The 10,032-nt window shown below is 69.4% G+C and carries 6 protein-coding genes; 2 read left to right on the top strand and 4 right to left on the bottom strand.

The genetic code is table 11. The annotated features are described in order from the left end of the window. Positions 1 to 165: 165 nt before the first annotated feature. From P409_RS16280 to P409_RS16270, 3 genes are read right to left on the bottom strand one after another with little or no spacing between them, the layout of a single operon-like run. A complete protein-coding gene (locus tag P409_RS16280; RefSeq protein WP_034839274.1) occupies positions 166 to 1,383 on the bottom strand; it encodes an ABC transporter substrate-binding protein in 1,218 nt (405 codons plus the stop codon). Between the two features lie 35 nt (positions 1,384 to 1,418). Continuing rightward, a complete protein-coding gene (locus P409_RS16275; protein ID WP_052120761.1) occupies positions 1,419 to 2,342 on the bottom strand; it encodes a sugar phosphate isomerase/epimerase family protein in 924 nt (307 codons plus the stop codon). Further along, a complete protein-coding gene (locus P409_RS16270) occupies positions 2,339 to 3,370 on the bottom strand; it encodes a Gfo/Idh/MocA family protein (RefSeq protein ID WP_034839271.1) in 1,032 nt (343 codons plus the stop codon). The genes P409_RS16275 and P409_RS16270 overlap by 4 nt, the downstream gene beginning before the upstream one ends. Before the next feature lie 164 nt (positions 3,371 to 3,534). Here P409_RS16270 and P409_RS16265 point away from each other — a divergent pair, with 164 nt between their 5' ends. After that, positions 3,535 to 4,569: a LacI family DNA-binding transcriptional regulator gene (locus tag P409_RS16265; RefSeq protein WP_034839268.1), complete on the top strand. Its 1,035-nt coding sequence runs from the start codon at positions 3,535 to 3,537 to the stop codon at positions 4,567 to 4,569. Between the two features lie 103 nt (positions 4,570 to 4,672). Continuing rightward, positions 4,673 to 8,248 (top strand): hypothetical protein, encoded by a 3,576-nt coding sequence (locus P409_RS16260; RefSeq protein WP_202964689.1) that lies wholly within the window; start codon positions 4,673 to 4,675, stop codon positions 8,246 to 8,248. A 189-nt stretch (positions 8,249 to 8,437) separates the two neighbouring features. Here P409_RS16260 and P409_RS40790 read toward each other — a convergent pair whose 3' ends face one another. Continuing rightward, on the bottom strand, positions 8,438 to 9,670 hold the full coding sequence (locus P409_RS40790; protein WP_034839265.1) for a DUF2325 domain-containing protein: 1,233 nt from the start codon (positions 9,668 to 9,670) through the stop codon (positions 8,438 to 8,440). Between the last annotated feature and the right edge of the window lie 362 nt (positions 9,671 to 10,032).

Genomic DNA, 10,032 nt, shown 5'->3' with positions numbered 1-10,032 from the left:
GCTCGCGCCGCTGGAGCTGTCGGCTGGAAATTGACCGAACGATCGGTCATCGATTGGTCGGTTCGGGTGCTCGTCATCGACAACCCCTCCCCCTGCCCCCCTCCCGCGGGGGGAGGGGGGACTCGTTGTTGCGGGGATGGCGGTGCTCCGCCTCACGTCTTCAGCTTACTTCTTCAGCACGCGGTCGATCGTCGCCTGTGCCGTCTGCAGCGCCGTCCTGGCGTCGCTTTGGTGGGTCAGCGTCGACTGGATCGCGGCCTGGATCGCCTTCGAGATCTTCGGCCAGTCCGGGTTCGGGCCGCGCGGCCGGGCGTACTGCATCTGCTCGGTGAACACGGCATAGGCCTGCGGCCATTTCGGCGAATCGGCCTTGGCGTTCTGGACCGGCGGCAGCAGGCCGAACTCGTTCCAGATCCGGTGGTTCTGCGAATAGATGTACTCCAGCAGCATGAACGCCTCCTTCGGGTGCTTGGAGGTCTTGAAGATCACGTTGTTGAAGTCGCCGAGGGCCGAGGCGCGCTGGCTGCCCTGCTTCTCGACCGGGAACAGTGCGACGCGATAGTCGAACTTGGCCTGCTTCGCCATGTCCGGCAGCTCCCAGGGGCCGGAGATGACCATGGCGGCGCTGCCGGCGTTGAAGGTGCCGGCCGAATCGTGCTGGCCGCGGATCAGCGTGTCGGGCGAGGCCAGCTTCTCATCCAGCAGCTTCTGCCAGAATTCCAGCGCCCGCACCGCGCCGTCCGACCCGACGCTGTCATAGTCGGCGCCGGCACTCTGGATGAAGGGCAGGAACTGGAACGTGCCTTCTTCCGTGCCGATGGCGGAGAAGGCGAGGCCGTAGACGTTCTTCGCCGGGTCGGTCAGCTTTTTCGCCACCTGGTACAGCTCGTCCCAGGTCTGCGGCGGCTTGTCGGGGTCGAGGCCGGCGGCCTTGAACATGTCGGCGTTGTAGTAGAGGGCCAGGGTGTTGGAGGCGCGCGGGATGGCGAACAGCTTGCCGTCCCAGGTCGAGGAGTTGCGCGGGCCGGGGTAGAAGGCGTCGGCCTTGATCACCTGCGACTGCTCGACATAGGGCGTCAGGTCCAGCAGCACGCCGCGGGCGGCGAACATCGCGGTCTCGGGGTTGTCGATGCCGATCACGTCGGGGGCCGACCCGGCGGCATAGGCCCGCATCGAGTCGTTCACCACATCGGCGAAGTTGACGTGCTTGATGTTGACCTTGATGTCCGGGTGCTGGGCCGCGAACTCCCTGGCCAGCACATAGGTGAACTCGCCCTCGTCGTCATGGGTCCAGACCTCCAGCGTCACCGGCTCGGCCCGGGCGAGGGCGGTGGAGGCGAGAAGGGCGGCGGTTCCCAACAGCAATCGCAGGGTCCTGGACATGAGCTTCCTCCACTGTGTTGGTTGGTTGTTCGCGTCTATTGCGGATTGGCGACGAACGCCCCGCCGCGGCAGCGCTGCAGGTAGCGCAGGCCCTCGACCTGGCCGGTCATCTCCAGGTCGTCGCGATAGACCGGGTCGTGCCAGCCCTCGATATCGATCGACCCGCGGAAGCCGCCCAGCCGCAGCTCGGTGATCACCCGGGTCCAGTCGGTGTCGCCGAAGCCGGGGGTGCGGTGGAAGGCGAAGGGGACCTTGCCGTGGACGCCGTGCTCCTTGACCACGTCCCAGCGGACGGTCGCGTCCTTGCCATGGACGTGGAAGATCTTCGGCGCCCAGCGCCGGATCTGCGGCACCGGGTCGATCAGGTAGTACAGCTGATGGCAGGGCTCCCATTCCAGGCCGAGATTCTCGTCCGGCAGGGCGTCGAACATCAGCTCCCAGGCGGCGGGATTGTGGGCGATGTTCCAGTCGCCGGTCTTCCAGCTGCCCTCCATCGGGCAGTTCTCGAAGGCCAGGCGCACGCCCTTGTCGGCGGCGCGCTTCGCCAGCCGGCCGAACACCTCCTTGAACCGCGGCAGGCTCTCCTCCAGCGGCCGGCCGCGCACCCGGCCGGTGAATCCCGCGATGATGTCGGTGCCGAACAGATGGGCGTTGTCGATCAGCGCCTCCCACCCCGCCAGGGTCTCGCGGTCCTGCGCCTGGTCCTCCAGCGGGTTGCCGAAGATGCCCAGCGCGCCGACGGTGACGCCGCTGTCTCCGATCGCCTCGCGGATCTGGCCGGCCAGGCGGGGGATGTCCTTGCCGCCCAGCGTCTGCCAGAAGAACGGCTCGATGCTCTCGAAGCCATGGGCGATGATCTGGCGGACATAGCCGGCCGGGTCGTCGCCATTGGCGCGCACCATGGTGCCGATGCGGATGTCCTGGTGGTTCGTCCTCGGGGACTTGGCGCTGCTGGTCATGGTTCCTCGATCGTCTGGATGGCCACGCGGCGGCCCTGGCGCGCGCTCTCGATCGCGCCGAAGACCATGGCGAGGCTGTGGAAGTTCTGGTGGCCGACCGTCTCGGGCTCGGTGCCCGTGCGGATCGCGTCGACGAAATCGCGGATGACACCGAGATGGCCGCCTGTCCGGTCTGCCGGGTCGGACGGCGGCACCTCGACGATTTCGGGCTCGAAGAACAGCCCATCGCGCCGGCCGCTCGCCACCTCGGCGTGGAAGCCCTCGGCGCCGTCCCAGCTCAGGCTGCCCTTGGTTCCGGTCAGGCGCCACTGGCTTTCCCAACTCGTGCGCAGCCCCTCGGCGCACCAGCTGCCGCGATAGGTCAGGACGGCGCCGCCCTCCAGCTCGAAGATGGCATTGGCGCTGGCGCCATGGGCGTACCAGGACCCGGCCGGGTTGCTCTCATGGCAATAGACGGCCAGGGGGCGGCGGCCGGCGACGAGGCGGGCGGCGTCCAGCGTGTGGATCGCCATGTCCAGCAGCAGCACATGCTGCATCTCCTCGCGGAAGCCGCCGAAATGCGGCCCGACGAAGAAATCGCAATGCACGCCGGTGATGTCGCCGATCAGGCCGCCGGACGCGGCCCGCTGCAGCCGGCGGATGCCGGGGTGATAGCGCCGGTTCTGCACCGCCGCGTGCAGCCGCCCGGCCGCCTTCGCCGCCGCCACCAGCTCGCGCGCGGCGTCCAGGCTGTCGGCCATCGGCTTTTCGCTCAGCACGTGGCAGCCGCGGGCGAGGCCAGCCAGCACCACCTCGCGCCGGGCGGCCGGAACGACCACGTCGAACAGGATGTCGGGCTTCAGCCGGTCCAGCAGGGCCGGCACATCGGAGCCGGTCTCGGCGCCGGCCAGCCCGAACTCGTCGGCGCGACCCCGTGCGCGGGCGGGGTCGAGATCGGCCAGGCCGACCACCTCCAGCCCCTCGATCTGGCGGGCGGCTTCGAGCCAGGCCCGGCTCATGGCGCCGCATCCGGCAAGGACGGCTCGCACTTGGCTTCGCTCCCGTCGCTTCGGCGCTTTGTATGATTGTGTCGCCGTAAACGTTTACGATAGTGTTTCGGATAATGAGATCGGACAATTCATCCTGTCAATCGGCTTGTGGCGCCGGCCTCGCATCGGTTGCACTCTGTCGCCCGCCGGAAGGGAGGGACCGCGTGGGGATCCGCGAGCTTGCCAAGCACCTGAACATCTCGATCGGGACGGTCTCCCGCGCCCTCAATGGCCGCGGCGACGTCAATCCGGAGACCCGGCGCCGGGTGCTGGAGGCGGCGGCCGAGCTCGGCTATTCACCGAACCAGTCCGGCCGCGCCCTGCGCCAGGGGTCGACCAACGCCATCGCCTTCATGCTGCAGACCTATAGCGGGGCCGAGCTGTATGGCGAGCCGTTCTTCATGGGGCTGTTCGGCGGCGTGCAGCAGGCGCTGGGCCGACACGGGCTGGACCTGATCGTGCTGCTGAACACGCCGGATGGCGACCAGGAGGCGCAGCTGCGCCGGGTGGTGGAGCGGCGCCTGGCCGACGGCATCCTGTTGCCCTGGACCCGGCGGGTCGACCCGCGCCTCGACTATCTGCTCGACCGCCGCTTCCCCTTCGCCGCGCTGGGCCGCAGCCTGTCCGGCGGCGAGCATCCCTGGCTGGACCTGAACTTCGAGCAGGCGGCGGATGTCGCGGTCGACCGCTTCGTCGGTTTCGGCCACCGCCGCATCGGCCTGGCCAACAACGGCCACGACCTGATGCACGCCCATATCCTGCTGGATGGCTGGCGCCGGGCCCTGGCGCGGCACGACATCGCCTTCGACGAATCGCTGGTGCGGACCGAGGAGATGACCGAGGCCGGCGGCTATCGCCTGGCCTCAGGCTTCCTGGAGCAGGGACCGCTGCCGACGGCGCTGCTGGTGGCCAATGAGCGGATGGCGGTCGGCGTCTACCGTCGGCTGAACGAGGCAGGGGTACGGCCGGGCCGGGACATCGCCATCATCGGCGGCATGATTGATAGCCCGGCCAGCCGCTTCCTGTCGCCGGCGCTGACCTGCTTCCGGCTGTCGCTGCACGACCTCGGCGTGAAGCTGGCGGAGGCGCTGCTGGCCACCATGCCCGGCCATGCCGAATCCTATGACGGTCTGGTGCAGGATCTCTGGCCGCTGGAGCTGGTGCCGCGCGAGAGCGACCGGGTGGTGCCGGGCGGGTGATCCCCATCGATTAGGTTCCGGTTGACGGGATGGGAATTCCATCCGTAGCCTTCCCTGTCACAAGAGTTTCAAGAATGCGTCACAGCCGAGGGGGAAGGCGATCATGGGCCTGAGCTTCAGGGATGCCCTGTCCGGAGTCGCGCAGACTCGCCCCGCCGTCGCCAAGCGGACCCCGAGCGCGGACCAGTTCAACCAGTCGGTGCAGCGCGCCAAGGACGAGGCGCCCGCCACGCCACCCGCGCAGCCGGTGGAGGCGCCGCCGGTCTATCCCTGGAACAGCGCGCCGGCCGGGATCGTCGAGCGCAAGGTCGAGACGGGGGTGTGGCCGTTCCGGATTTATGCGCAGGAGGGTGTCGACCCGAAGGACAACAAGGCCCTGCACGACCAGCTGGCGGCCACGCCCCAGCTCGACCCGAAGGCCTTCGGCAACCGGCCGGGCGCGCCGGCCGACATCGACCAGGGGCTCGAGGCCTGCGACAAGGTCTATGTCCTCGATTCGGCTCGGCTCGGCCTGCTCGAGGACCAGCGCAAGGCGCTTGCGACAGCCAGCGACCCGAAGAAGAGCGAGGCGGAGCGGGACAAGGCGAAGGACGACCTGGTCGTCGCCATCGCGCAGGAGGTCGACCACGCCTCGCAGGGCCAGGGCGCGCCCAGCTTCGGCCGCGACGCCAATGGCGACGGCAAGCTCGAGGGCGGCGAGTTCAGCCCGCTGGTGGCCCCGATCGCCGAGCGCGCCCCGAACGACCCGGTCTTCCTCGACGCCCTGAACCAGGTGCGCGAGATGAAGGAGCGGTCGTGGAAGGCCGATGGCCGGACCCCCGACCAGCTGGGCAAGATCGCCGAGGCGGGCGACCGCGGCGACTATGCCGCGGTGACGGCCGAGACCAAGCGGCAGCTCGTTGCCCTCGCCGACGGCACGGAGGGGCCGGAGGCGGCGAAGATCACGGCCCTGACCAAGCGGGCGGGCATCTACCAGGCCTATGTCGGCGGCGACGAGAAGCAGTATCTGGCCGCCGTCCAGGAAGGGACCAAGCAGGCGGTCCAAGAGCTGCGGGTCGAGCGCCCGGTGCGGGAGCTGCAGGCCGCCTGGGGCAAGGGCGGCACCGACGGCGCCAAGGCCTTCCTGGCCAAGCTGCGCGAGAAGACCGACACCAAGGACAGCCTGCCGGGCAGCGGGTCGCTGCTGGCCTCCGACCCACGGGTCCAGGGGCTGGTCGACCAGTCGATCGACGCGATCGCCGGATCGAAGGCCACGGGCGACGACCGGCGGGCCCAGATGCAGGCCATGATCGACCTCGGCGCCTCCTGCCAGACCATCCTCTACAACGACGGCGACAAGGCCGGCGCCGGCAAGGCCTTCGTCGACCACGTGGCCGCCCGCATCGTCGACAAGATGAACGGCGACCTGCCGGGGGACCACCTCAACCTGCTGCACGAGCAGCAGTTCTTCAGCTTCATGAGCCGCGAGGACACAGAAGGCTCCGGCACCTCGCTGCTGACCGCCATCGCCGCACGGACCGCGACCCTCGGCGCCGACAGGCGGTCGGAGCTCGAGGGGAAGGGCGAGCTCGGCTGGAACGATTACCTGTCGCAGAACTCGAACGCCCAATGGGCGGTGCGGCGCAGCATCGAGCAGTTCGACGCCGCCGCGACCAAGCAGGACGACAAGATCAACACGCTCTACAACGAGCTTTATCACGGCCTCAGCGGCTGGGGCGGGGTGAAGGGCGACGACCCGATCCCCGCGGCGGACCAGCTGGCGCGCGATATGGAGGCCATCGACAAGCTGCCGGGGAACGAGCAGAAGGCGCGGGATCTCACCAAGGAGGGCGAGAAGAAGCTGCCGCAATGGGAGCGGCAGGAAAGCATCCAGCTCGCGCTCAACCTGTACAAGGGCGACCTGAAGAAGGTCGACGGCTTCGACACCGAGGCGCCGGTCCCGCAGCTCTTCGGCACCGGGATCATGCTGACCAAGTCGAAGTCGATGAAGGAGGCGATGGACGGGCTGCCGGAGCTGCCCAAGACCAAGGCCGATCCCTACGCCAACGCCTCGACCACCGATCCGGCGGCCACGGGCACCATCTGGGTCCAGCGGGCGACCCGCGCCCTGGCCACCTTCGCGGTGGTCGAGACCATGAAGGGCGGCGTCAAGGACATCAACAAGGCCATGGCGGAGAATCGCTACCAGGCGATTCTCCGCGGCGATGCCGTGGCCAGCCGGGCCGAGATCGACGCCCTGCAGAAATACGTCAAGGGGGGCGCCACGGTGAACCCCAATGAAGACTTTGCCAAGTTCTTCAACGGGCTGAAGGCCAGCATGGGGCAGGCACGGCTGGAGGACATCATCGCCGGGCGGGCGAAGCCGACCGACGCCGAAAAGCGGCAGATGGCGAATGCCGACCGGCTGAACATCGGCACCAACGCCATCACCCGCCTCTCCGGCGGCGGCAGCGCCATCCTGTTCGGCCGCAACCTCGGGGCCCTCGACGGGTCGCCGGCCGACCTCGTCTACTACCTGCCGCACACGATGATGATGCTCAACGCTGCGCAGACGGCGCTGCTGCCGAACGCCCGGGAGATCCTGACGGGCAAGGATGCGAGCGTGCCGGGCAGCCTGGAGACCCGGCTGAAGGGCGCCCAGGCCCGGGTCGCCGGCAGCAATCTCGGCCCGGCGCAGAAGGCGCTCTGGGGCAAGTCCCTCGGGGCGCTGGACCGGCTGCGCGGCGGCGGGGTCGACGTGCTCTATGTCGGCGCCGATCTGAGCAACGCCGTCATGAACGGCTTCGGCCTGGCCGGCACCAAGCAGGATTTCGTGAAGACGGCCGGCTACGCCACGGCCACGGTCAGCGATGCGATCTTCGCCGCCTCCGCCAGCACCACCTTGTCGAGCGGGGCGATCGCCGATACGGCTCTCGGCCGGCTCATCACCGCCCTCGGCCCGCTGAAGGTCAGCGGCGTGGCGGCGGTGCTGCAGGTGGCGGGCGCCGGCATCGTCCAGGGCCGCAGCGCCTACAACGCCGCGCACACCTACGACAAGGCGGATGCCGACGCCATCCAGGTGCTGTACGGCGTCAAGGACCGCAAGGTGGCGGAGGTGCTGGCCGACCACAACGACCTGCTGGACGAGGGCCTGCTCGGCATCCTGCAGACGGTCTTCCCCGGCGACGAGCACCTGATGGGCGGCGACGAGCTGACCCGCAGCGCCGGCAATGTGCTGACCGGCGCCTACAGCGATCTCGACTACACGCGGGCCCGCCTCGGCGCGATCTTCAACGGCTGGACGCCGGACCAGGCGGAGGAGGTGGCCAAGACCGTCAAGGACATGACGGGCAAGGACGGCAAGCTGGCGGATAGCCAGGACGACCTCAAATATCTCGAGCTGCCACCCGACCCGACCAAGGCCGATCTCTCGAAATATCCCGGCGTCACCTACAACGGCGAGACCAAGCGCTACGAGGATTCGGCGACGAAGATGCACTGGGATGGCGACCGCTGGTGGGCGCCGCAGAAGAAGGTCGACGGCCCGATCGGCCCTGGCTCGGTGCCGAGCCAGGATCCGCTCTGGTATGACCCGAAGCAGCAGACGCTGATGCACGAGAACGGCTTCGCCTGGCATGTCAAGCCGGACAGCAAGGCAGGGCTCAAGGCCTGGCTCAAGGGCAAGGGGTACCTCGACTAGGGCCGGGTGAGGCCGGGCGGGGCAGGTCGTCCGATCACGCCCTTTCGGAATCACCCACCCCTCGCCGTCATTGCGAGGAGGCAAAGCCGACGAAGCAATCCAGTGCGAGCGGCCCCCTGGATTGCTTCGCTGCGCTCGCAATGACGGTGTCTGGATTTCTGGAAGAGGCCCCGAGACGCCGCGCAGGCCTTACTCCGCCGCGGCGCGGCCCATCGTCCCCACAGCGGCGGCGAAGCTGGCCAGGCTCGACGTGCGCAGCGGCACGAACGGCTTTTCGGCCTCGCGGCACAGGCGCTTCACCTGGCCGGCCGCGTGGTGGCTGACGCAGTCGACCGGGAATAAGGCGGCATCGGCCTGGCTGACCAGGCCCGGCAGCAGCGTCGGGCTGTCCTCGACGCCGCCGTCATGGCTCAGCAGCACGCCGCCGAAGCGCGCGGTGAGCGCCCGCAGCTGGTCGACCTGCTTCGGCCGGCCGCCGACATAGAGCAGCGTCCGCCCCCGCAGCGCCGGCGTCGGCCCGGGCATGTCGCCGGCCTCCGCGGCCGGCTCGGCCAGCGTGGCCTCCAGCGCGGCGATCTCGTCGCGCAGCGCCGCGGCCTGGCCTTCGGCCTGCTCCGCCCGCCCGGTCAGCGTGGCGACGGCCTCGTTCTGTGCCGCCAGCCGCTCGGCCAGCAAGGCCGAACGCGCCTGCTCATCGGCCAAGCGCCTGCGCAGCGCCTCGTCCTTCACCAGGGCGGGGGCCGCGGCCTGGCGGCGGGCGGCCTGCTCCAGCTCCGCCACCCGCCGGCCCAGGGCATCGCGCTCGGCGCCCAGAAGCAGCAGCCGCTCCTCCTGCCGCGCGATCTTTTCGTCGCGGGCGCCGAGCTCCTGCTCCAGATGCCGCAGCCGGGCGATGTCGGCGCGGTTCGACATGCCGACGAGATGCGACAGCATGTGCACCTCGCCATACACCTCCTGCACCAGCGGCCCGTCGGTGGCGGGGTGGCTCAGCACCGCCCAATAGGCGCCGGGGATGTCGCCGCGCTCCAGCGCCTCCTGCCACAGCGTTCGCACCTCTGCCGCCGTGCGCGCCTTGGCGAAGCGCCTGATCGCGGCCTCGTGCCGCTTGTCGAGCAGCTTGTTCAGCAGCTTGCCGGCGATCTCCTTCTGCCCGGCCACCCGCACCGCCCGGCCGTGCAGCACATGGTCGGAGGCGGTGCGCGCATCCGGCTCGTTTAGCTTGCCGAAAAGCTGACGCAGGTCGCCGGTCGACAGGCAGGTGCCGATCACTGAGCAGTGCAGGTTCGGCGACAGCTCCCAGATCCGGTCACGGCCCTTGGCCGGGAGACGAAGGTCGTCCGGCTCGGTCGCCGCGGGCGGATGCGGAATGGCCAGCGGAGACGATGCCTGGGCCGGCAGGAGCGGATTCGCGAAAACCGACAAGGTTGGCACGCCGAGACTCCCGACGATATATTCTTCTGAATATAACGATGGCAGATCCCAGCGTGCTCGGCAACCGGCCCGATCCGCAGGTTCCTGGGCGCGCTCTGGTTGCCTCTCCCGCCAGGCGGGAAAGGCAATCAGCCAAGACGCCCAGCATCTGCTCTTTAGGAGAAACCGCGGCGCGTCGGCGGTGAAGCCGGCGCGCCGCGGCCGTCAGGCGATCACCTGCCGGTGCGGGTCGGTGGGACGCCGGATCCCGTCCTGTCCGGCAGCGGTGCATCGCCATGGGGTGCCGTCTTCGGCCGGGTGCCCAGCCGGGCCACCGGCGCCGGGGCGTAGCGGACCTGCTCGCCCAGCGCGCC

Origin of the sequence: Inquilinus limosus MP06, from assembly GCF_000767795.1 — a bacterium.
Classification (GTDB): domain Bacteria; phylum Pseudomonadota; class Alphaproteobacteria; order DSM-16000; family Inquilinaceae; genus Inquilinus; species Inquilinus limosus_E.
Note: the sequence above shows the minus strand (reverse complement) of the source record. Positions and strands in the feature narration are given on the sequence as shown.

Bases quoted from the DNA above. Each gene is read 5' to 3' on its own strand.
- P409_RS16280 (WP_034839274.1), bottom strand. From the start codon at position 1,383: ATGTCCAGGACCCTGCGATTGCTGTTGGGAACCGCCGCCCTTCTCGCC.
- P409_RS16275 (WP_052120761.1), bottom strand. From the start codon at position 2,342: ATGACCAGCAGCGCCAAGTCCCCGAGGACGAACCACCAGGACATCCGC.
- P409_RS16260 (WP_202964689.1), top strand. From the start codon at position 4,673: ATGGGCCTGAGCTTCAGGGATGCCCTGTCCGGAGTCGCGCAGACTCGC.